The organism is Agromyces sp. H66, assembly GCF_004959775.1.
Lineage (GTDB): Bacteria > Actinomycetota > Actinomycetes > Actinomycetales > Microbacteriaceae > Agromyces.
Genome location: NZ_SJZG01000002.1, coordinates 34993 through 56207, shown reverse-complemented (window position 1 = coordinate 56207; position 21215 = coordinate 34993). Strand labels below are relative to the sequence as shown.

The window sequence follows — 21215 nt, the reverse complement described above, 5'->3', positions numbered from 1 at the left end:
ACCTCCACGCAGTTCATGGGCACAGCCCGGTCCAGGCGAGCGATCCGCTCAGCCACCGGTCACCTCCAGGATTCGAGTCCACACCACGTCGCCGTCGGGATCGAGCCCCTCGTCGACGGCGCTCTGACGGGTGCGCAGCACGGCGGCGTAGTCGCGCGGCAGCACCTTGGTGAAGCGATCGAACGCGGCGTCGCCCTCGGCGAGGAGCGCGGCGGCGACGGCGGAGTCGGTGGTCTCGAGGTGCTGCTCGAGCAGGTCGCGCACGATCTCGCGGTCGGCGCTGCCGAGCGGCAGGAGTTCGAGCTCGCCCGCGCTGAGGGATTCGCGGTTCACGCGTCCCTCGCGGAGTTCGAGCACGTACGCCGTGCCGCCGGACATGCCGGCCCCGAGGTTGCGGCCGGTCTCGCCGAGGATGAGCGCGAGGCCACCGGTCATGTACTCGAGCGCGTGGTCGCCCACGCCCTCGACGACCGCGGTGGCGCCCGAGTTGCGAACGAGGAATCGTTCGCCCACGATGCCGCGGATGAACATGCTGCCGCGCGTCGCGCCGTAGCCGATGACGTTGCCGGCGATGACGTTGCGCTCGGCGACGAATCCGCTGCCGCGGGGCGGGCGAACCACGATCTGGCCGCCCGACAGCCCCTTGCCGACGTAGTCGTTCGAGTCGCCCTCGAGACGCAGCGTGATGCCGCTCGGCAGGAACGCGCCGAGCGACTGCCCGGCCGATCCCGTGAGGGTGACGTCGATCGAACCGGGCGGCAGTCCGTGCTCGCCGCGATGGACGGTGACCTCGTGGCCGAGCATGGTGCCGACGGCGCGCTCGGTGTTCCTGATGGGCAGCTCGATCTGCACCGTGCCGCCCTCCTCGAGCACGATGCGGCTGCGCCGGATCAGCTCGTTGTCGAAGTGCTCCTCGAGCTCGTGGTCCTGCGCACGGAAGTTCCGGCGCGGCTCCGACTCGGAGAAGTCGGGTCCGACCAGAACGGGCGACAGGTCGAGGCCTGACGCCTTCCAATGCTCGACGGCGCGGTCGACGTCGAGGAGCTCGCGGCGGCCGATGATCTCGTCGAGCGAACGGTAGCCGAGTTCGGCGAGGTACTCGCGCACCTCCTGGGCGATGAACTCGAAGAAGTTCACGACGAACTCGGGTTTGCCGGTGAACCGCTTGCGGAGTTCGGGGTTCTGCGTCGCCACGCCGACGGGGCACGTGTCGAGGTGGCAGACCCGCATCATGACGCAGCCCTGCACGACCAGTGGCGCGGTGGCGAATCCGAACTCCTCGGCGCCGAGCAGTGCGCCGATGACGACGTCGCGACCCGTCTTCAGCTGGCCGTCGACCTGCACGACGACGCGGTCGCGCATGCCGTTCAGCATGAGCGTCTGCTGCGTCTCGGCGAGCCCGAGCTCCCACGGCGTGCCCGCGTGCTTCAGCGAGTTGAGCGGGCTCGCGCCGGTGCCGCCGTCGTGCCCGGAGACGAGGATGACGTCGGCGAGCGCCTTGGCCGTGCCGGCGGCGACCGCGCCGATGCCCGACTGGCTCACGAGCTTGACGTGGATGCGCGCCTTGGGGTTCGCGCGCTTCAGGTCGAAGATGAGCTGCTTGAGGTCCTCGATCGAGTAGATGTCGTGGTGCGGCGGCGGCGAGATGAGCCCCACGCCCGCCGTCGCGTGCCGCGTGCGAGCGACCCACGGGTACACCTTCGTCGGCGGGAGCTGGCCGCCCTCGCCCGGCTTCGCGCCCTGGGCGAGCTTGATCTGGATGTCGTCGGCATGCGTGAGGTACATGCTCGTCACGCCGAAGCGCCCCGACGCCACCTGCTTGATCGCGCTCCGGCGCTCGGGGTCGAGGAGCCGGTCGAGGTCCTCACCGCCCTCACCCGTGTTCGACTTGGCGCCGAGCCGGTTCATCGCGATGGCGAGGGACTCGTGCGCCTCCTTCGAGATCGATCCGTAGCTCATCGCACCCGTCGAGAAGCGCTTGACGATCGACTCGATCGATTCGACCTCGTCGATCGGCACCGGCGGGCGGGTGCCCGTGCGGAGCGCGAACATGCCGCGGAGCGTCATGAGCTCCTCGGCCTGCGAGTCGACGAGCGAGGTGTACTCGCGGAACACGTCGAAGCGGCGGTTGCGCGTCGAGTGCTGCAGTCGGAAGACCGTCTCGGGGTTGAACAGGTGCGGTGAACCGTCGCGGCGCCACTGGTATTCGCCGCCCGTTGCGAGGCGCTCGTGGGCGCGCACGGCGACGTCCTCGGGATACGCCGAGGTGTGCCGGTGCAGGTTCTCGGCCGCGATGACGTCGAGCCCGACGCCGCCGAGCTTCGAGGTCGTGCCGGTGAAGTACTCGTCGACGAACTCCTGCGCGAGCCCGATGGCTTCGAACGCCTGGGCGCCGGCGTACGACGCGATGGTCGAGACCCCCATCTTCGACATGATCTTCAGCACGCCCTTGCCGAGCGCCTTGATGACGTTGTGCACGGCATCCTCGGGCGTGATGCCCGTGATGACGCCCGAGCGCACGAGCTCTTCGCACGTCTCCATCGCGAGGTAGGGGTTCACGGCGGCGGCCCCGTAGCCCACCAGGAGCGCGACGTGGTGCACCTCGCGCACGTCGCCGGCCTCGACGATGAGCCCGACCTTCATCCGGTTCTCGGCCCGGATGAGGTGGTGATGGACGGTCGAGAGCATCAGCAGCGACGGGATCGGAGCGAGGTCCTTGTTGGAGTCGCGGTCGCTCAGCACGACGAACGCGGCACCCTCGTCGATGGCTTCGTCGACCTCGGCGCAGATCGCGGCGAGGCGATCGCGCAGCGCGTGCGGTCCTTCGTCGAAGCGGTAGAGGCCGCGGATCGTGACGGTCGTGCGCCGCCCGGGCGCCGGGTCGATGTGCACGATCTTCGCGAGCTCGTCGTTGTCGATGACCGGGAAGGACAGCGAGACCTGGCGGGCATGCTCCGGCCCCGCCGACAGGAGGTTGCGTTCGGGACCCACCGACGATCCGAGCGAGGTCACGACCTGCTCGCGGATCGAGTCGAGCGGCGGGTTCGTCACCTGCGCGAACTGCTGGGTGAAGTAGTCGAAGAGCAGCCGGGGGCGCTTGGACAGCACCGCGACGGGCGTGTCCGACCCCATCGCACCGAGGGGTTCCTGACCCGTCTTCGCCATGGGCGCGAGCAGGATCCGCACCTCCTCCTCGGTGTACCCGAAGGTGCGCTGGCGGCGGTTCACCGAGGCCGGCGGGTGCACGATGTGCTCGCGTTCGGGGAGGTCGGCGAGGCGGATGCGCCCCTCCTCGAGCCATTCGCCCCAGGGTTCGGATGCCGCGAGCTGCGCCTTGATCTCGTCGTCCTCGATGAGGCGGCCCGCCTCGGTGTCCACGAGGAACATGCGGCCGGGCTGGAGGCGGCCCTTGCGCACGATCCGACTCGGGTCGATGTCGAGCACGCCGATCTCGCTGGCGAGCACGACGAGCCCGTCGTCGGTGACGAGGTAGCGGCCCGGACGCAGTCCGTTGCGGTCGAGGGTGGCCCCGACGAGCGTGCCGTCGGTGAAGACGATGGCGGCGGGGCCGTCCCACGGCTCCATGAGCATGGAGTGGTACTCGTAGAACGCCCGGCGGGCCGGGTCGATCTCGGTCTGGTTCTCCCATGCCTCGGGCACCATCATCATGACGGCATGCGGGAGGCTGCGTCCGGCGAGCGTGAGGAGCTCCACGACCTCGTCGAACGAGGCCGAGTCGCTTGCGCCCGGCGTCACGATGGGCAGGATCGGCGCGAGGTCGCCGAGTTCCTCGGACTCGAGCTGCGACTGCCGTGCCCGCATCCAGTTGCGGTTGCCCTGGATGGTGTTGATCTCGCCGTTGTGCGCGATCATGCGGAACGGCTGCGCCAACGGCCACGACGGGAACGTGTTCGTCGAGTATCGCGAGTGCACGAGCGCGAGCTTCGAGGCGAACCGCTCGTCGGACAGGTCGGGGTAGAACGGCTCGAGCTGCAGCGTCGTGACCATGCCCTTGTAGACGAGCGTGCGGCACGACAGCGACGCGAAGTAGAGGTCGAGTTCGCGTTCGGCGCGCTTGCGCAGCCGGAAGGCGAGCCGGTCGAGCGCGATGCCCTCGATGCTGCCGCCCTCGGACGTGGTGGCGGCGGACCGCACGAACACCTGCTGCACGACGGGCATCGCGGCGCGGGCGAGCGAGCCGAGCTCATCGGGACGCACGGGCACCTCGCGCCAGCCGATGACGTCGAGCCCCTCGGATGCCGCGAGCTCGCCGAGTCGCCGCTTCACGCCCGAGCGAGCCGTCGGGTCGACGGGCAGGAAGGCGTTGCCGACCGCGTAGGCGCCCGCGGGGGGCAGCGGGAACAGGGCGACGGCACGCAGGAACTCGTCGGGCACCTGGGTGATGATGCCGGCTCCGTCGCCGGTGCCCGCGTCGGAGCCGACGGCACCGCGGTGCTCGAGGTGGCGGAGTGCGTCGAGTGCAGCGGTGATGATGTCATGCCCCGCGGCGCCCCTGAGGGTCGCGACCATCGCGAGGCCGCAGGCGTCCTTCTCGGCGGCAGGGTCGTACAGGCCCTGCGCGTCGGGAACGAGACCGAACCTCGAGAAGGGTGGAGTGAGCGACACGTGGACCGTCCTCATCAACTAGGTGGCAGCGGGGGACGTCGTCGGCCCTGCGAAGGGAAATCGCGACGCATGGTGCGGCGTCGCCTCGGAGAACGTGAGAAGGGGCCCTACTGAGAGGTCGACCGGCTCGAGCTTGTGGCTGCCGTCTCGCCCGCGGTGTTCTCGCCCTCGACGCCGTCGTCGAGAGAGTCGGAGTCGGACTCGGTTTCGTCAGAGTCTACCCCAGCGTCGGGACCCTTCCATTCACGGCCCGCAACGTACGGACTGGGCTCGGCGCCGGTGTGCCGGCGGCTCTGCACCACCAGGATCACGATGCCGAGCACGATGGCGGCGAAGGACGCCCAGACGTTCGAACGGATGCCGAGGAACATCTCGCTCGGGTCGACGCGGATCGACTCGAAGAACGCGCGCCCGGTGCCGTACCAGATGAGGTAGACCGCGAGCGCCCTGCCCCAGCGGAGGTTGATCCTGCGCTCGAGGAGGATGATGAGCGCGGCGCCCGCGAGGTTCCAGATGATCTCGTACAGGAACGTCGGGTGGAAGAGCGTGCCCTCGGGCAGCCCGGCCGGGAACGCGGGGTTCGTCGCCTCGATCTCGAGCCCCCACGGCAGGTCGGTGGGCATGCCGAAGAGCTCGTGGTTGAACCAGTTGCCGAGCCGGCCGGCGGCCTGCGCGACGAGGAGGCCGGGCGCGAGCGCGTCGGCGAACGACCAGAAGCGGATGCCCGTCATGCGGCAGCCGATCCAGACGCCGACGGCGCCGCCGATCAGTGAGCCGTAGATGGCGTTGCCGCCCTCCCAGATGTTCCAGACGGCTCCGGGCTCGAACGGGTTCCAGACGTTGGCACCCTCGTAGAAGTAGTCGTCGGGGTGGGTGAGCACGTGGAAGATGCGTGCACCGATGATGCCGAGCGGAACCGCCCAGAGCGCGATGTCGAGCACGATGCCCGGCTCCGCGCCGCGCTTGGTGAGGCGGCGCGAGGTGATCATGACGGCGAGGATGATGCCGAGCAGGATGCACAGCGCGTACGTGTTGATGTTGAGCTGCAACCCGAACAGGTTGAGCTCCCATGCCTGCCAGTCGTAGTCGGGGCTCGGGATGCTGAGCGGTGCGATCACTCGGGCTGCTGCCTTTCCTCGGGGAACCGTCGGCCGCGTGGGCCTCAGTCAGCGTACTTCACTCGGCCCGGGTGCCGCGCGCGAGCTCGGCGGCGAGGGCGCCTGCGGCGTCGACGCCGCCGTCGGCGAGTGCCTTCACCAGCGCGGACCCGACGATGGCGCCGTCGGCGTACTCGAGCACCTCGGCGACCTGGGCGGCGGTCGAGATCCCGAGGCCGACGCAGCTCGCCGGAGCCCCGGCGGCCTTCAGTCGCGCGACGAGCGTGCGCGCGGCGGCGTCGACGTCGCTGCGGGCACCGGTGATGCCCATCGTCGAGACGGCGTAGACGAAGCCTCGGCTCGCGTCCACGGCCTGGCGGATGCGGGCATCGGTCGAGGTCGGCGCGGCGAGGAACACGCGGTCGAGGCCGGTGCGCTCTGATGCCGCGATCCACTCGGCGGCCTCGTCGGGGATGAGGTCGGGCGTGATGAGGCCGGCGCCGCCGGCGGCGGCGAGGTCGTCGGCGAACCGGTCGATGCCGTACTGCACGACGGGGTTCCAGTAGGTCATCACCAGCACCGGGGCATCCGTGCGCTCGGTGACGCGGCGCACCGCCTCGAAGCCGTCGGCGAGCCGGAAGCCGTTCGCGAGGGCCTGCTGCGTGGCCGCCTGGATGACCGGACCGTCCATGACGGGGTCGGAGTAGGGCAGGCCGAGCTCGAGCACGTCGACGCCGTGCTCGACGAGCGCCACGGCGGCGTCGACGCCCTCGTCGAGCGTCGGGAAGCCGACGGGCAGGTAACCGATCAGCGCGCCGTTCGCCTCGTCGTTGCGGCGCCGGATGACGGGACCGACCGTTCTCACCTGGGGTTCTCCTCGTCGTAGAGCTCGAAGTACTTCGCGGCAGTGTCCATGTCCTTGTCGCCGCGTCCCGAGAGGTTCACGAGGATCGTCGCGTCGGAGCCGAGCTCGCGGCCGAGCTCCATCGTGCCCGCGAGGGCATGCGCCGACTCGATGGCCGGGATGATGCCCTCGGTGCGCGAGAGCAGCCGCAGCGCCTCCATGGCCGCGGCATCGGTGACCGGACGGTAGGTCGCCCGGCCGAGGGCCGACAGCCACGAGTGCTCGGGTCCCACCCCGGGATAGTCCAGGCCGGCGGAGATCGAGTGCGACTCGATGGTCTGGCCGTCTTCGTCCTGCAGCAGGTAGCTGCGCGCACCGTGCAGGACGCCGGGGCGCCCCATGGTGATGGTGGCCGCGTGCCGCTCCGTGTCGACACCCTCTCCCCCGGCCTCATAGCCGTAGAGCGCGACGTCGACGTCGTCGAGGAACGCGTGGAAGATGCCGATGGCGTTCGACCCGCCGCCGACGCACGCGGTGACGGCGGTCGGCAGGGCGCCGGTGAGGTCGAGCACCTGCTGACGTGCCTCCTCGCCGATGACCTTCTGGAAGTCGCGCACCATCTCGGGGAACGGGTGCGGGCCGGCGACGGTGCCGAAGATGTAGTTCGTCGTCTCGACGTTCGTGACCCAGTCGCGCATCGCCTCGTTGATGGCGTCCTTGAGGGTGCGCGAACCGGCGGTGACGGCCACGACGTCGGCGCCGAGGAGACGCATGCGGGCGACGTTGAGCGCCTGGCGTTCGGTGTCGACCTCGCCCATGTAGATCGTGCACTCGAGCCCGAAGAGCGCCGCGGCCGTCGCCGTCGCCACGCCGTGCTGGCCGGCACCCGTCTCGGCGATGACGCGATGCTTGCCGATGCGCTTGGTGAGCAGCGCCTGCCCGAGCACGTTGTTGATCTTGTGCGAGCCCGTGTGGTTCAGGTCTTCGCGCTTCAGGATGACGCGTGCGCCGCCCGCGTGCTCGGCGAACCGGGGCACCTCGGTGATGATCGACGGACGACCCGTGTAGCTGCGGCCGAGTTCGGCGAGCTCGGCGCCGAACTCGGGATCGAGCTTGGCGAGCGTGTAGGCCTCGCTCAGCTCGTCGAGGGCGGCGATGAGCGATTCGGGCACGAATCGCCCGCCGAAGTCGCCGAAGTACGGACCGGTCTGCGCTCTGAGCGCCATGTCACACCGCCAGGAATGCTCGAAGATTGGCTACGGGGTCGCCCGTGACGAGCGCCTCGCCGACGAGGACCACGTCGGCGCCCGCCGCACGATAACGGGCGACGTCGGCGGCCGACTGCACCGCCGATTCGGCGACGCGGACAGCGCCCTCGGGGAACCGGTCGGCCAGGCGGCCGAAGAGGTCGCGGTCGAGGTCGAAGGTCGACAGGTCGCGGGCGTTCACGCCGATGAGCCGAGCACCGAGCGCCGCGGCGCGCTCGAGCTCGTCGGCGGAGTGGGTCTCGACGAGCGGCGTCATGCCGAGGTCGACGATGAGGTCGAACAGCTCCCGGAGCGTGGCGTCGTCGAGCGCGGCCACGATGAGGAGCACGAGATCGGCGCCGGCCGCGCGTGCCTCGAACACCTGGTAGGGCGTCGAGATGAAGTCCTTGCGCAGCACGGGGAGCGCGACGGCGGCGCGCACCGACTCGAGGTCGGCGAGCGAGCCGCCGAACTTCCTGCCCTCGGTGAGCACGCTGATGGCGCTCGCACCGCCGAGCTCGTAGCTGCGCGCGAGCGCGGCCGGGTCGGCGATGGGCGCGAGCGAGCCGCGTGACGGGCTCGACCGCTTGATCTCGGCGATGACCTTGACGTGGTCGGCCGGGCGCAGCACCTCGAGCGCGTCGATCGCGGCGGGGCGCAGCAGCGCCTCGTGTTCGACGTCGACGAGCGGGCGCGCCGCACGGCGCGCCTCAGCGTCGGCGACCGCGTTCGCCGTCAGCTCGGAGAGCACGCGTCAGTGTTCTTTCGGCGTGACCTTGTCGCCGCCGACCCCGTAGCCCGCTCGGGCGAGGATCCAGCCGACGAGCAGGCCGACGACGAGCAGCACGGCGCAGGCCCAGACCAGCCACTGCACGTCGAGGAAGAAGGCCACCGTGCCGATGACGAAGGCGATGAGCATGATCGTGACGGCGGTCCACGCCGCGGGCGAGTGTCCGTGGCCGGGATCAGCGGTCTCAGTGCTCATTGATGCTCCTTCGTGACAGGGGTACGTCCACCAGTCTAGCGGCTGGCTCCGGGTCGGCCGTCGTCCTGCGGCTCGTCGGTCGGGTCATCGCCGCGGCTGAGTTCGTCCCAGTCGTCGATGGCGCGATCGGATGCCGCGCGCCCGCGCGCGGCGGGCGCGCCCGCATCTGCCTCGACGAGGCGCGGCGAGCGGTATCGTCGCGCCGACGCGGGCCAGCGCGTGCCCGTCGCGAGCACGACGACGCCCGCCGCGACGAGCAGGACCCCGCCGACCAGCGCGGCCGCGGGCCACGCGGTCGGCACGGCGGAGGCCACGAGGTCGGCGGTGGGACCGGCGCCGGACACGCCCGTGGCATCCGTCACCGCCGGCGACACGGCCGCGATCGGGTCTCCGAGGCTCAGGCCCGTGGCCAGCAGCACGCAGCCGCCGAGGATCACCTCGAGTCCGGCGAGCACCACCCGGATCGCCGGACCCGCGATCGCGAGCGCGGCGACGAGGGCGAGGCCGGCCAGTCCCAGCGCCGCGAGCGCCGGCGATGCGATGCTGCCGGGCACCGCGATCTCCTCGCCCGTGCTGCTCGCCGCGGCATCCGCCAGTTCGAGCTCGAACCAGGTCTGGCTCCACGACAGGAGCGCGAGGCCGGCGCCGAGGATCGTGCCCACGAGCGCGGGCAGCTTCATGCCGGCCGCGCTCACCCGACCCTCCGCATGGCGTTCGCCACGGCGACGGCCCGGAGCGGCGCGGCGGCCTTGTTCTGCGACTCCTGGAACTCGGACTCCGGCACCGAGTCGGCGACCAGGCCACCGCCCGCCTGCACGCGCGCGACACCGCCCGAGATCGTGGCCGTTCGGATCGCGATGGCCAGGTCGGCGTCGCCGCCGAACCCGAAGTAGCCGACGACTCCGCCGTAGAGGCCGCGCTGCGCGGGCTCGAGTTCGTCGATGATCTCGAGGGCGCGCGGCTTCGGCGCGCCCGAGAGGGTGCCGGCGGGGAAGGTCGCACGGAAGACGTCGACCGCGTTCCGCCCGGGCGCCAGATCACCCTCGACGCTCGATACGAGGTGCATGATGTGGCTGAACCGCTCGACGCGCATGAACTCGGTCACCTCGACCGATCCGGCCGTGCACACCTTCGCCAGGTCGTTTCGGGCGAGGTCGACGAGCATGAGGTGCTCGGCCTGCTCCTTCGGGTCGGCCACGAGCTCGGCCTCGAGGTCGGCGTCCTCCTCGGGGGTCGCCCCGCGCGGCTTCGACCCCGCGATGGGATGCGTGAAGACGCGTCGGTCCTGCACCTTCACGAGCGCTTCGGGCGAGGAGCCGACGATCCAGTACGGCTCCCCCGACGGGTCGTCGAGGTGGAGCACGTACATATACGGGCTCGGGTTGAGGCTGCGGAGCACCCGGTAGACGTCGAGCGGATGCGCGGTCGCCTCCTGCTCGAATCGCTGCGAGATCACCACCTGGAAGACGTCACCCTCGCGGATGTACTCCTTGGCGCGTTCCACCGCGGCGATGAAGTCGGCCTTCTCGGTGCGGTGACGCGGCGTCGCGGGCGTCGTCAGGTCGATCTCGGCGAGCCACGCCTCGGACGGGAGGGCGAGCGCCCGCTGCATCCGGTCGAGGCGCTCCTGCGCGCCCGTCCAGAGCGCATCGGGCGACTCCGCGCCGTCGTTGAGCACCGACGCGACGAGCTGCACGGTGCCGGTGCGGTGGTCGATGACGACGAGCTCGGACACGAAGCAGAACGCCTGTCCGGGCATCCGGTAGTCGGCGGGCGGCCGGTTCGGCAGGTGCTCGATCTGGCGGATCGCCTCCCAGCCGATGAAGCCCACGAGCCCGCCCGTGAGGGGCGGCGCGCCGGGGACGTCCTCGGTGGCCCAGCGTTGGTGGAGCGCCTCGAGCGCGGCCAGCGGGGCGAGGCTCGCGGCGTCGCCCAGCGCACGTTCGGCGGAGAGCCCGTAGTCCTGCCACTCGACGCGGCCGTCGTTCTCGGTCAGCACGCCGTAGGAGGACGCCCCCACGAACGAGTAGCGCGACCAGATGCCGCCCTGCTCCGCCGACTCGAGCAGGAACGTGCCGGGCCGGCCCTCGGCGAGCTTGCGGTAGATGCCCACGGGGGTCTCGCCGTCGGCGAAGAGCTCCCGCGTCACCGGCACGACGCGCCGACCCGACAGGAGTGCGGTGAACTCGTCGAACGTGGTGGTGGCGCCTGGCACGGGGTCTCCTCGGTTCAGTCGGTGGTGGGCGAGCCCTGCACGACCTCGAGCGGGTCGCCGTCGAAGCAGGTGCGGGTGCCGGTGTGGCAGGCGGCGCCGACCTGCTCGACCGTGACGAGCAGCGTGTCGGCGTCGCAGTCGAGCGCCGCCGAGCGCACGTACTGCACGTGGCCGGAGGTGTCGCCCTTGCGCCAGTACTCCTGCCGCGACCGCGACCAGAACGTGACGCGGCCCTCGGTGAGCGTGCGGCGCATGGCCTCCCGGTCCATCCAGCCGAGCATGAGCACCTCGCCGGTGCCCTCCTGCTGGATGATCGCGGGCAGCAGCCCGTCGGCGTTGAACGTCGCGCGATCCATCGGCGACGCGCCGGGCGACCACGCCTCCTCGTCGCGCTCCAGCTCTTCGTCTCCGGGCTGGGTCATCGCACGATCCTCCCGTCGGCGGCGAGGGCGGCCTTCACCTCGGCGATGGTCACCTCGCCGTTGTGGAACACGGATGCCGCGAGCACCGCGTCGGCGCCGGCGGCGATCGCCGGCGCGAAGTCGTCGACCGAGCCGGCACCGCCCGACGCGATCACCGGCACGCGCGAGAGTTCGTGCATGAGGGCCGTGAGCTCGAGGTCGAACCCCTGCTTGGTGCCGTCGGCGTCGATCGAATTGACGAGAAGCTCGCCGGCGCCGAGGTCGATGGCGGTGCGCGCCCACTCGAGCGCGTCGAGGGCGGTCTCGGTTCGGCCGCCGTGCGTCGTCACGACGAACCCCGATTCGGTGCGGCCGGAACGCTTGACGTCGAGCGAGAGCACCAGCACCTGGGCTCCGAACCGGTCGGCGATCTCGGCCACGAGCGCGGGCCGCGCGATGGCCGCGCTGTTCACGCCGATCTTGTCGGCGCCGTGGCCGAGCAGGCGCGCGACGTCGTCGGGTGAGCGCACGCCGCCGCCCACGGTGAGCGGGATGAAGACCTGCTCGGCCACCCGCTGGACCATGTCGTAGGTCGTGGAGCGGTCGTCGACGGTGGCGGTGACGTCGAGGAACGTGAGTTCGTCGGCTCCCTGGTCGGAATAGCGCGCGGCGAGCTCGACCGGGTCGCCGGCGTCGCGCAGGTTCTGGAAGTTCACGCCCTTCACGACGCGGCCGGCGGCCACGTCGAGGCACGGGATCACGCGGACGGCGAGGGTCATCCGAGCCTCACAGCCTCGCCGCGTGGATCGCGCTCACGAGGATCGCGCGCGCGCCGAGCGCGTAGAGGTCGTCCATGACGTGGTTCATGTCGACGCGCGGGATCATGACGCGCACGGCGACCCACTCGGGGTCGTGCAACGGCGAGACCGTCGGCGACTCGAAGCCCGGCGCCGCCGCCGTGGCGCGCTCGAGGTGCTCGACCGGCACGTCGTAGTCGAGCAGCACGTACTGCCGGGCGACAAGCACGCCCTGCAGGCGGCGGAGCAGCGTCGCGGCGCCCGGCCGCTCCACGCCCGAGCCGATGAGCACGGCCTCGGACTCGAGGATGACGGGCCCGAAGATCTCGAGCCCGGCCTTGCGCAGCGTGGACCCCGTCGAGACGACGTCGGCCACCGCATCGGCGACGCCCAGCCGCACGGCCGACTCGACGGCGCCGTCGAGCTTCACGAGCTTCGCGGTGACGCCGTGCCGGGCGAGGAAGTCGCCCACGAGGCCGGGGTAGCTCGTCGCGACGCGGACGCCCTCGAGGTCGGCGAGCTCGTCGAACCGCCCCTCGGGACCCGCGAAGCGGAACGTGGACTCACCGAAGCCGAGCGGCGCGATCTCGGTCGCCTCGGACCCGGAGTCGAGCAGCAGGTCGCGCCCGGTGATGCCCACGTCGAGGGCGCCCGAGCCGACGTAGGTCGCGATGTCGCGCGGACGGAGGTAGAAGAACTCGACCCCGTTGCGGGGGTCGGCGGTGTGCAGGTCGCGCGGGTCGCGGCGACCGGTGTACCCGGCCTCCCACAGCATCTGCGCGGCGGTCTCGGCGAGCGAGCCCTTGTTGGGCACGGCGATTCGGAGCATTCCCTGGCTTTCGGGTCGACGGTTCTGATCGGTCATGTGCGTGATCAGAGATGTCGGTACACGTCGGCGGGGGTGAGCCCCTTCGCGAGCATCAGCACCTGCAGGTGGTAGACGAGCTGCGAGATCTCCTCGGCGGTCTCGTCGTCGCTCTGGTACTCGGCGGCCATCCAGACCTCGGCCGCCTCCTCGACGATCTTCTTGCCGATGGCGTGCACGCCCGCGTCGAGCTGGCGCACGGTGCCGGAACCCTCTGGGCGGGTGCGGGCTTTGTGGCTGAGCTCGACGAAGAGGTCGTCGAAGGTCTTCACCCGTCCAGACTACCGGTGCCCGGAGCCCGGCCGGTGCGAGTGCGCGGCGGCGGCGGCCCGCAGCGACGCGATGCGCTCGGCGGGCACTTCGCCGTTGAAGACGTGCGACCCGGCCACGAACGTGTCGGCGCCGGCGGTGGCGGCGATGCCGATCGTCTCCTCCGTGATGCCGCCGTCGACCTGGAGCCACACGTCGAGCCCCGCGTCGTGGATCACGTCGGCGAGCCGAGCGAGCTTCGGCATGGTCTCCGGGATGAACGACTGGCCGCCGAAGCCCGGCTCGACCGTCATCACGAGCACCTGGTCGAACTCGGGCAGGAGGTCGATGTAGGGCGCATCGTCGGTGCCCGGCTTCAGCGCGATTCCGGCCCGCGCGCCCAGGGCGCGCAGCCGACGCGCGAGGGCGACCGGCTCGCCGGCCGCCTCGGCGTGGAACGTGACGGAGAATGCTCCGGCCTCGGCGTAGGCGGGACCCCACCGGTCGGGGTCCTCGATCATGAGGTGCACGTCGAGCGGGATCGGCGAGACCTCCTGCAGCCGCCGCACCATCTGCAGCCCGAACGTGAGGTTCGGCACGAAGTGGTTGTCCATGATGTCGACGTGCACGAGGTCGGCGGTGTCGATGCGCCCGAGCTCGCGCTCGAGGTTCGCGAAGTCGGCAGCGAGGATGCTCGGGTTGATCCGCGTCGTCATGACGTCAGCCTACCGAGGCCCGTCGACCGCCGGGTCCGCGTCGGCGCCGGTGCGCCGCACGAGCGCGATGAACATGGCGTCGGTACCGTGCCGATGCGGCCAGAGCTGCACGGTCTCGGGATCACCGTCCAGGTCGAGCGGATGCCTCGACACCGCCTCGGCGGCCGCCCGGGTGTCGAGCTGCTCGACGCGTCCGCGCCAGCGCTCGAGCGCGGCGGCGAGCGTGCCCCGGGTCTCGGCGGTGTGCGGCGAGCAGGTCACGTACGCGAGGATGCCGCCGGGCGCGAGGGCTCGCACGGCGGTGTCGAACAGCTCGCCCTGCAGGCGGGTGAGCTCCGCGACATCCGCCGGCTCCTTGCGCCAGCGCGCCTCGGGGCGACGTCGGAGCGCACCGAGACCCGTGCAGGGCGCGTCGAGCAGGATGCGATCGAAGCCGTCGGGCGCGCCGAGGTCGGCGGGGTCGAGGTCGCGGCCGTCGCCGACGCGCACCTCGACGGGCAGCGGCACGGCCGCGATCGCCCGCCGCACGAGTTCGGCGCGGGCGGGCACCAGTTCGTTCGCGACGAGGTTCGCGCCGCCGGCGAGCGCCTCGGCCGCGAGCACCGCGGTCTTCCCGCCCGGGCCCGCGCAGAGGTCGAGCCAGCGCTCCCCCTCGCGCACCGGCTCCGCGCGGGTGAGCGCGAGTGCGGCGAGTTGCGATCCCTCGTCCTGCACGCGGACCCGGCCGCCGGATGCCTCGGCCACGGCGATGGGATCGGCGGCGGTTCCGCCGATCGGCGAGAACCGGTCGGGCTCGAAGCCCTCGATCTGCCCGGTCTGGGTCCCGAGCCCGGGCAGCACGGCCAGGTTGACGCGCGGCGCGGCGTTGTCGGCCTCGAGCAGCTGCTCGAGCTCGGCTCCCCGCCCTTCCCGCTCGAGGGCCGCGCGGAGGGCGCGCACCACCCAGGCCGGGTGGCTCTCGAGCCGGGCGAGGCGCTCGTCGTCGTTCGACGCCCCCTCGGCGATGAGCTCGCGCCATGCCTCGGGCGACGTGCGGGAGACGGTGCGCAGCACGGCGTTGGCGAACCCCGCCGCCTTCGGCGCGACGCGACGGGCGAGCGCGACCTGTTCGAACACCGCGGCGTGCGTGGGCACGCGCGTGGCGAGGAGCTGGTGCGTGCCGAGGCGCAGCACGTCGAGCACGGCCGGGTCGATGGCGCTCACCGGTCGGCCCGCGGCGAGCTCGATGATGCGGTCGTAGAGGCCGCGCATGCGCAGGGTGCCGTAGGTCAGCTCGGTCGCGAACGCGGCATCCGCCCGGCTGAGACCGGCTCGGCGGATGCGCACGGGCAGCAGCAGGTTCGCGTACGCCTCGTCGGCACGCACCGCCTCGAGCACGTCGTACGCCACGAGCCGGGCCGCCGTGATGCGTTCCGCCGTGCCGCGCCGCGGTCGCCGCGAGCCGTCGCCCCGCGCTCCGTCCGCGCCGGCCGGGCGTCCACGCCCGCCTCCGCTCACCGTGCCACCGCCCGATCACGGCCCGCGCCGCGCCACCAGTCGGCGGCGGACATGGCCGTGCGACCGGCGGGCTGCACGCGACGTACCTCGAGCGGGTGCGTGCCCGTGCCGATGAGGATGCGGCGTCCCGGCGCGGCGATCTCCCCAGGCGCGAGCGGAACGGCGTCGGGCGCGTCGGCGAGGTCGAGCACCTTGAGGCGCTGGTCGTCGACCGTGGTCCACGCACCCGGCTCGGGCGTGACCCCGCGGAACCGGTCGCGCACGCGCGCCGCCGGCAGGGTCCAGTCGAGGCGCGCATCGTCGATGCCGAGCTTGGGCGCGAACGAGGGCGCACCCGACTGCGGCGTCGCGATCGCCGTGCCCCCGGCGATCGCGTCGACGACCTCGGCGAGAAGGTCGGCACCGGTGACCGCGAGCGCGTCGAGCAGGTCTCCGGCGGTCTCGCCGGGCGCGATCTCCCGGCGTCGCTCGCCGTACACGTCGCCCGCGTCGAGTTCGGGCACGAGCCGGAACACGGATGCCCCGGTCTCGGCGTCGCCGGCGATGAGGGCGTGCTGCACGGGTGCGGCGCCGCGCCATGCGGGCAGGAGCGAGAAGTGCAGGTTGATCCAGCCGGCCGCGGGCGCCGAGAGCAGCGGCTCCCGCACGAGCCCGCCGTAGGCGACGATGACGCCGAGGTCGGGACGCAGCGCGCCGATCCGGCCGGTCGCGTCGGCGTCCAGCCGGGCGGCCTCGATCACGTGGATGCCGAGCCGCTCGGCGGCCGAGGCCACGGGCGAGGGCGTGAGCACGCGCTTGCGGCCGAGCGGCGCGGCCGGACGGGTCACCGCGGCGACCACCTCGTGGCCGCTCGCGGCGAGCCGGGTGAGCGACGGGACGGCGGCGGCCGGCGTACCGGCGAAGACGAGGCGGAGCTTCTGCACACTCCATTGTGGCCGACGGGGCCGGGCCGTCGCCGGATCACGGCACGTCGGGATCGTCGAAACGCACCCGGAGCACGCGCGGGCGTCGCACCGGGCGCCCGGCGACGGGCCGACGGCGCTCGGTCGCGACGCGGATCATCTCGGCGCGCAGCTCACGGGCGACCCGCGCGCCGGCCGCGTAGTCGAAGCGCACGATCGCGCGCTCGAGGCCCTCATCGTCGGCGGGCGCCGGCCCGAGCACGTCGACGCCGTCGAGATCCCGCACTGCCTCGACGGTATGCGCCACGGCCGCATGCCCGGCGGTCACGCTCGCCACCCGCACTGCCGGGGGGAACCGGAGCGCCCGGCGCGCCGCGAGCTCGGTGTCGGCCCAGTCGGCCTGGTGCCACGTGGTGAGTGCGGTCGCGAGTGCTCCTGCCACGCCCACCAGGAAGACGGGGGCGCCCGGTGCCGCCAGTGCGCTCGCGTTCGACCACCACCGCAGGCAGTCCTCGGCGACGCGCAGGGATTCGCGCAGGAGCATCCGCTCGCCGTCGAGGAGCAGCACGGCACGATAGCCTCCGTCGGCGATCGGCTCGGCGCCCCGCGTGGCGACGACGAGCGCGGGCTCGGGGCCGACTCGCAGCACCGGGCGTTCGCCGTCGGAGAGGATCACCCGCGTCCTCGGGAACGCGCGCCCCAGCTCGTCGGCCGTGCGGCTGGCACCGACCGTGACCGCGCGGAGCCTCGTGCCGTCGCACACGGTGCACCGCCAACCGCTCGCGCTCGTGCCGCACAGCACGCACCTGGCCGTGCCGCCCTCTCGGGGCACGGCCAGTCCCCCGCCGCATGCGGCGCACCGCGCCGGCTCCCGGCACCGGTCGCACGCGAGGAGCGGCGCATTGCCCGGTCGCGCGACCTGCACGAGCACCGGGCCGTCGCGCACGGCCTCCTGGGCCTGCCGCCAGGCGAGCGTCGGGATGCGAGCGGACCCGGGCTCGGGGGTCGCCTGCTGCTCGGTCGGGATCACCCGCGGGCGAACGTGCTTCGATGGGGCGACCTCGTGCACCCAGCCGATCTCGACGAGCCGCTGCACGTCGACGCTGCGGGTGTGGGCGACCATGAGCAGCGCGGCGCCCGACTGCTCCTGCCGGATGAGCGCCGCGTCGCGAGCGTGCACGCCCGGGGCCAGGGGTTCGGCCAGGAGCGGGTCGCCGTCGTCCCAGATCGCGATGAGCCCGAGCCGGGCGGCCGGCGAGTACACCGTCGAGCGGTTGCCCACGATGATGCGGGCGTCGGGGCGGGTCGCGTCGAGGAACGCACGGTACCGGTCGCCGCCCGACTGCCGGGCGTCGGTGCGCAGCACGCGACGCGGATCGACGGATGCCGCGAGTACCGCCTCGAGTTGCTCCTGGTCGCGGTAGTCGGGCACGACGAGGAGCGCCGAGCGGTCGGCGGCGAGGGCGTGCGCGGCCGCCTGGGCGAGGGTGGCGGCCCATGCGCCGACCCATTCGCCGGTCGGGAGCCGCACCGGGCGGGGATCGGCGGCGAGCGACATCCGCTCGCCTCGCTCGAGGCCCGCCTCGATGCGGCCGGGTTCCGCGCCCGGAATGGGCGGCAGGCCGGTCGGCAGGGGGCCCGGGTCGTGCTGGGCGGCGAGCCACGACCGTTCGACGCGCACATAGCGGCTCGGAATGGCCAGGCGCAGGATGTCGCTCGCGTTTCCGGCCGCACGGTCGGCCGCGGCTCGCGCGAGATCCCAGACCTCGGGTCGAAGCAGCGGAACCGCGGACACGACGTCCTCGAGTTCGCTCAACGTGCCGTGGTAGTCGCTCGTGTCGGCGAGGTCGACGATCCAGCCGTCGGCGATGCGCCCGCCCGAGCGGAGCGGCACCCTGACCCGCACGCCGGCCTTCGCGGCGTCGGCGAGCCGCTCGGGCACGGCGTAGTCGAAGAGCTGGTCGAGCTGCGGCAACGGGGAGTCGACGAGCACCCTGGCGACGGCGCCGCCCGGCATGTCAGAGTCCGGCGGCCGCGCGCAGGTCGTCGACGCGGTCGAGCCGCTCCCACGTGAAGTCGGGCAGTTCGCGGCCGAAGTGCCCGTACGCCGCGGTCTGCGCGTAGATCGGCCGCAGCAGGTCGAGATCGCGGATGATGGCGGCCGGCCGCAGGTCGAAGACCTCTCGGATCGCGTCGATGATTCGCTCGTCGGGCACGTGCGCCGTGCCGAACGACTCGACGTACAGCCCGACGGGCGCCGCCTTGCCGATGGCGTACGCGACCTGCAGCTCGAGCCGGTCGGCGAGGCCCGCCGCGACGGCGTTCTTCGCCACCCACCGCATGGCGTAGGCCGCGGAGCGGTCGACCTTCGAGGGATCCTTGCCGCTGAACGCCCCGCCGCCGTGCCGGCTCGCGCCACCGTACGTGTCGATGATGATCTTCCGTCCGGTGAGTCCGGCGTCGCCCTGCGGCCCGCCGATCTCGAAGCGGCCGGTGGGGTTGATGAGCACAGCGAGGTCGTCGCGGGCGAGGTCGACCAGGTCGAGCACCGGGCGGATCACGAGCTCCTCGACCTCGGCGCGAAGCTGCTCGGTCGACACGGCCGGGGAGTGCTGGGTCGACACCACGACGGTCTCGATCGTGCGGGGCACCTGACCCTCATACCCGATCGTGACCTGGGTCTTGCCGTCGGGCCGCAGGTAGTCGAGCTCGCCCTGCTTGCGCACCTCGGCGAGGCGTTCGGAGAGGCGGTGCGCGAGCCAGATCGGCACCGGCATGAGCTCGGGCGTCTCGCGGGTGGCGTAGCCGAACATGATGCCCTGGTCGCCGGCGCCCTGGCGGTCGAGCGCGTCGTCGCTCGACCGCTCGCGCGCCTCGAACGCGAAGTCCACGCCCTGCGCGATATCGGGCGACTGGGCGCCGATCGAGATGGAGACGCCGCAGGAACGCCCGTCGAACCACACGTCGGAGGACGTGTACCCGATGGACGTCACCCGATCGCGCACGATCGCCGGGATCTCCACATAGCCCGACGTGGTCACCTCGCCCGCGACGTGCACGAGGCCCGTCGTGACGAGCGTCTCGACGGCGACCCGGCTGTTCGGGTCGACGGTGAGCAACGCGTCGAGGATGGAATCCGAGATCTGGTCGCAGATCTTGTCGGGGTGCCCCTCGGTCACGGACTCGGACGTGAAGTGGCGAAGTGCGCTCATCTGGACTCGTGTTCCTCCGTGGGATCGGCGGCGGCCGCCGCGGTGGCCAGTTCCGAGACAACCACGTCGAGGATGTCGTCGGCCACCGACATCTTCGTGCCATGTGCCCTCGCGACCACGTCGCCACTCCGTCCGACGACGACCACGCGGTTCTCGTCGGCGGCGAAGCCCTCGGTCCAGCCCACGCGATTGACGACCAGGAAGTCGGCGCCCTTCGCCTCCCGCTTGGCACGCCCGAGGTCGAGCAGGCGCTCGTCGTCGGACTCCGTCTCGGCGGCGAAGCCCACGAGGAGCGTGCCGTCGTGCGGTGCGTGCCCGAGCCCGGCGAGGATGTCGGGGTTGCGCACGAGCTCGAGTGTCAGCCCGCCGTCGCCCGCGTCCTTCTTGATCTTCGACTCGCTCACTCCGGCGGGGCGGTAGTCGGCGACGGCCGCCGCCATGACCACGACGTCGGCGCCGCGGGCGGCCTCGGTCACCGCCTGCTGCAGCTCGAGCGCGGTCGACACGCGGCGGACGTCGCAGCCGGCCGGTTCGCCGACCTCGAGGTTCGCGGCGATGAGCGTCACCGCCGCGCCGCGGGCGCGCGCGGCCTCGGCGATGGCGACGCCCTGCTTGCCGCTCGAGCGGTTGCCGAGGAAGCGCACCGGGTCCAGCGGCTCGCGCGTGCCGCCGGCGGTCACCACGACGCGCCGGCCCGCGAGATCATGCCGCGCAGATGCCGCGGCGCGCTCGAGCGCGGCCGCGACGATGACGTCGGGTTCTTCCATGCGACCGGGGCCGCTGTCGGCTCCCGTGAGCTGCCCGACCGCAGGGCCGACGATCGTGACGCCGCGCGAGCGGAGCGTGGCGATGTTGGCCTGCGTCGCCGGATGCCGCCACATCTCGGTGTGCATCGCGGGTGCGATGACGAGCGGCGCCTCGCTCGCGAGCACGGTGTTGCCGAGCAGGTCGTCGGCGAGCCCCGTGGCCAGCTTCGCGATGGTGTTGGCCGTCGCGGGCGCGATCACGATGAGGTCGGCGGCCTGGCCGATGGCCACATGCCGCACCTCGGCCACGCCCTCGTAGAGGTCGGCGTGCACCGGGTTGCGGGAGATCGCCTCGAGCGTGGGACGTCCGACGAACCGCAGCGCGCCCTCGGTGGGCACGACGTGGACGTCATGCCCTGCGAGCACGAGCGCGCGGACGACGCCGACGGCCTTGTACGCCGCGATGCCGCCCGTGATGCCGACGACGACGTTGAGCGGCGACATCCGTGCCGTGCTCAGTCGCCGAGGGGGCGGAGGCGGAGCTTGTCCTCGTTGATCTCGTGCAGGGCGACCGAGAGCGGCTTGTCGTCGATCGACGAGTCGACGAGCGGGCCGACGTTGTCGAAGAGGCTGCCCTCGTGCAGGTCCGCGTAGTAGTCGTTGATCTGACGCGCGCGCTTCGATGCGAAGATCACGAGCTGGTACTTCGAGTCGACCTTGGAGAGCAGGTCGTCGATGGGCGGATCGATGATGCCGGACAGCTTCTCAGCCATGGACAGACTCCTTAGAACGAAAGACGAGCGCACCGCGTGCGCG

19 protein-coding genes are annotated in these 21215 nt (G+C 72.1%); all 19 read right to left on the bottom strand.

All coding sequences use genetic code 11. The annotated features are described in order from the left end of the window. Positions 1-48 precede the first annotated feature (48 nt). On the bottom strand, positions 49-4626 hold the full coding sequence (gene gltB / locus EZM51_RS03530; RefSeq protein ID WP_282568128.1) for a glutamate synthase large subunit: 4578 nt from the start codon (positions 4624-4626) through the stop codon (positions 49-51). 107 nt (positions 4627-4733) lie between these two features. Next, positions 4734-5744: a prolipoprotein diacylglyceryl transferase gene (gene lgt / locus EZM51_RS03525; protein ID WP_136706876.1), complete on the bottom strand. Its 1011-nt coding sequence runs from the start codon at positions 5742-5744 to the stop codon at positions 4734-4736. Between the two features lie 58 nt (positions 5745-5802). Further along, positions 5803-6588, bottom strand: a complete 786-nt coding sequence (gene trpA / locus EZM51_RS03520) for a tryptophan synthase subunit alpha (protein WP_136706875.1) — start codon at positions 6586-6588, stop codon at positions 5803-5805. Then, positions 6585-7793 (bottom strand): tryptophan synthase subunit beta, encoded by a 1209-nt coding sequence (trpB, locus tag EZM51_RS03515; RefSeq protein WP_136706874.1) that lies wholly within the window; start codon positions 7791-7793, stop codon positions 6585-6587. The genes trpA and trpB overlap by 4 nt, the downstream gene beginning before the upstream one ends. A gap of 1 nt (position 7794) precedes the next feature. Further along, the gene (gene trpC, locus EZM51_RS03510) at positions 7795-8565 is read right to left on the bottom strand and encodes an indole-3-glycerol phosphate synthase TrpC (RefSeq protein WP_136706873.1); all 771 of its coding nucleotides are present in this window, start codon (positions 8563-8565) and stop codon (positions 7795-7797) included. Between the two features lie 3 nt (positions 8566-8568). Further along, positions 8569-8799: a DUF6704 family protein gene (locus EZM51_RS03505; protein WP_136706872.1), complete on the bottom strand. Its 231-nt coding sequence runs from the start codon at positions 8797-8799 to the stop codon at positions 8569-8571. A 35-nt stretch (positions 8800-8834) separates the two neighbouring features. Then, a complete protein-coding gene (locus EZM51_RS03500; protein ID WP_136706871.1) occupies positions 8835-9494 on the bottom strand; it encodes a Trp biosynthesis-associated membrane protein in 660 nt (219 codons plus the stop codon). Further along, the gene (locus tag EZM51_RS03495) at positions 9491-11014 is read right to left on the bottom strand and encodes an anthranilate synthase component I (RefSeq protein WP_136706870.1); all 1524 of its coding nucleotides are present in this window, start codon (positions 11012-11014) and stop codon (positions 9491-9493) included. Before EZM51_RS03495 ends, EZM51_RS03500 begins: the two co-directional genes overlap by 4 nt. 14 nt (positions 11015-11028) lie before the next feature. Then, entirely contained in the window at positions 11029-11370 is a 342-nt protein-coding gene (hisI, locus tag EZM51_RS03490; protein ID WP_136707283.1) for a phosphoribosyl-AMP cyclohydrolase, read from the bottom strand. A gap of 62 nt (positions 11371-11432) precedes the next feature. Further along, positions 11433-12194: an imidazole glycerol phosphate synthase subunit HisF gene (gene hisF, locus EZM51_RS03485; protein ID WP_136706869.1), complete on the bottom strand. Its 762-nt coding sequence runs from the start codon at positions 12192-12194 to the stop codon at positions 11433-11435. Positions 12195-12201: 7 nt separating this feature from the next. Beyond that, positions 12202-13041, bottom strand: a complete 840-nt coding sequence (gene hisG / locus EZM51_RS03480; protein ID WP_136707282.1) for an ATP phosphoribosyltransferase — start codon at positions 13039-13041, stop codon at positions 12202-12204. A gap of 44 nt (positions 13042-13085) precedes the next feature. Continuing rightward, the gene (locus EZM51_RS03475; RefSeq protein WP_136706868.1) at positions 13086-13349 is read right to left on the bottom strand and encodes a phosphoribosyl-ATP diphosphatase; all 264 of its coding nucleotides are present in this window, start codon (positions 13347-13349) and stop codon (positions 13086-13088) included. 9 nt (positions 13350-13358) lie between these two features. After that, positions 13359-14042: a ribulose-phosphate 3-epimerase gene (rpe, locus tag EZM51_RS03470; RefSeq protein ID WP_136706867.1), complete on the bottom strand. Its 684-nt coding sequence runs from the start codon at positions 14040-14042 to the stop codon at positions 13359-13361. 9 nt (positions 14043-14051) lie between these two features. Next, the gene (locus EZM51_RS03465; RefSeq protein ID WP_136707281.1) at positions 14052-15449 is read right to left on the bottom strand and encodes a transcription antitermination factor NusB; all 1398 of its coding nucleotides are present in this window, start codon (positions 15447-15449) and stop codon (positions 14052-14054) included. 86 nt (positions 15450-15535) lie between these two features. After that, positions 15536-16462 carry a methionyl-tRNA formyltransferase gene (gene fmt, locus EZM51_RS03460; RefSeq protein ID WP_136706866.1) on the bottom strand — a complete coding sequence of 309 codons (927 nt, stop codon included), beginning with the start codon at positions 16460-16462 and terminating at the stop codon, positions 15536-15538. 37 nt (positions 16463-16499) lie between these two features. After that, positions 16500-18458, bottom strand: a complete 1959-nt coding sequence (locus tag EZM51_RS03455; RefSeq protein WP_136706865.1) for a primosomal protein N' — start codon at positions 18456-18458, stop codon at positions 16500-16502. Between the two features lies 1 nt (position 18459). After that, positions 18460-19653 (bottom strand): methionine adenosyltransferase, encoded by a 1194-nt coding sequence (gene metK / locus EZM51_RS03450; protein WP_136706864.1) that lies wholly within the window; start codon positions 19651-19653, stop codon positions 18460-18462. Then, on the bottom strand, positions 19650-20903 hold the full coding sequence (gene coaBC, locus EZM51_RS03445) for a bifunctional phosphopantothenoylcysteine decarboxylase/phosphopantothenate--cysteine ligase CoaBC (RefSeq protein WP_136706863.1): 1254 nt from the start codon (positions 20901-20903) through the stop codon (positions 19650-19652). Before coaBC ends, metK begins: the two co-directional genes overlap by 4 nt. An 11-nt stretch (positions 20904-20914) precedes the next feature. Continuing rightward, positions 20915-21172, bottom strand: a complete 258-nt coding sequence (gene rpoZ / locus EZM51_RS03440; protein WP_136706862.1) for a DNA-directed RNA polymerase subunit omega — start codon at positions 21170-21172, stop codon at positions 20915-20917. Positions 21173-21215: the final 43 nt, after the last annotated feature.

Coding starts and splice junctions, on each gene's coding strand:
- hisF (WP_136706869.1), bottom strand. CDS start 12,194: ATGACCCTCGCCGTCCGCGTGATCCCGTGCCTCGACGTGGCCGCCGGC.
- metK (WP_136706864.1), bottom strand. CDS start 19,653: ATGAGCGCACTTCGCCACTTCACGTCCGAGTCCGTGACCGAGGGGCAC.
- hisI (WP_136707283.1), bottom strand. CDS start 11,370: ATGGATCGCGCGACGTTCAACGCCGACGGGCTGCTGCCCGCGATCATC.
- EZM51_RS03505 (WP_136706872.1), bottom strand. CDS start 8,799: ATGAGCACTGAGACCGCTGATCCCGGCCACGGACACTCGCCCGCGGCG.
- hisG (WP_136707282.1), bottom strand. CDS start 13,041: ATGCTCCGAATCGCCGTGCCCAACAAGGGCTCGCTCGCCGAGACCGCC.
- rpoZ (WP_136706862.1), bottom strand. CDS start 21,172: ATGGCTGAGAAGCTGTCCGGCATCATCGATCCGCCCATCGACGACCTG.
- EZM51_RS03455 (WP_136706865.1), bottom strand. CDS start 18,458: ATGCCGGGCGGCGCCGTCGCCAGGGTGCTCGTCGACTCCCCGTTGCCG.
- rpe (WP_136706867.1), bottom strand. CDS start 14,042: ATGACGACGCGGATCAACCCGAGCATCCTCGCTGCCGACTTCGCGAAC.
- coaBC (WP_136706863.1), bottom strand. CDS start 20,903: ATGTCGCCGCTCAACGTCGTCGTCGGCATCACGGGCGGCATCGCGGCG.
- trpB (WP_136706874.1), bottom strand. CDS start 7,793: ATGGCGCTCAGAGCGCAGACCGGTCCGTACTTCGGCGACTTCGGCGGG.